The sequence below is a fragment of the Falsiroseomonas oryzae genome (assembly GCF_027856955.1).
GTDB lineage: Bacteria > Pseudomonadota > Alphaproteobacteria > Acetobacterales > Acetobacteraceae > Falsiroseomonas > Falsiroseomonas oryzae.
On record NZ_JAPSMD010000895.1, the window covers coordinates 1 to 911 of the forward strand.

Here is a 911-nt window from a genome sequence, read left to right on the forward strand (position 1 = left end):
CCGGGTGCGCCGCCGGCAGCGCGCGCCAGGCCGCGTGCAGCACGGCGCGCTTGGCATCCCAGACGCCGGCATGGTCCACCGCATCGCGCGCGGCGAGCGCGCTGAAGGCCGGCGCCTGCGCATCCAGCGCAGCGCGCAGCGCCGGCAGGTCGCCAAGCAGCGGCAGCGCTGTCACGTCCAGGAAGATCGGATCGAGGAAGCGGCGGTCGGCCGGGTGGTAGGGGCTGGCCCGCGCGCGGTCGGTCGGGAACAGCGCGTGCGGCGGGCTGAGGCCGAGGAAGCCCGCGCCTTGCGCCTGTGCCAGCCGCGCGATCTCCGCCACCGCGGTGAAGTCGCCGATGCCCTGGTCTCCGGCGCGGCGCAGCGCATAGATCTGCGCCGCGATGCCGAAGCGACGCCCGCCCGCATCCAGCGGCGTCGGCAGGAACGCCTGGCGCGGCACGATCGCCAGGTGGCAGGGCGCCTCCGGCGCGGCCTCGTCGAACAGCAGGTGCCGGCCCTCCGGCACCGCGGGTAGCGGCACCAGTCGCCGCGCCGCGCCGCGTCCGTCCGGCAGCAGGATGCGGCGCGTCGCGCCGTCCTCCGGTGCGACGTCCAGCGCGGTCTCGCCGCCTGCCTCCAGCCGGATGCGCAGCCGAAGGCGCCGGTCGGAGAGCGGCAGCGACACCGCCGCATTCCCACGCTGCGCCGTCAGGGCCTGCGGCAACGCGCGCGGTCGCGAGAGCACGGCGAGCGACTCCCGCGCCTCCGCGTCGTTCCCCGCCGGCAGAAGCAGCGCGCCGAGCAGCGCGCGCAGCGTGTCCTCCGGCACCGCATGGCGCTCGCCGGAGATCGCGTGCCAATGCGGCGCGATGCCCGCCGCCTCAGCCAGCCGCGCCAGCAGCGCGGGATCGCCGCGCGCCGGGGCGCTG

The 911-nt window shown here is 77.6% G+C and carries 1 protein-coding gene; it reads right to left on the bottom strand.

What is annotated here, in order from left to right:
- Positions 1 to 911: 4-alpha-glucanotransferase (locus OZN99_RS32520; RefSeq protein WP_270939312.1), on the bottom strand; the 911-nt coding region annotated here is incomplete at both ends.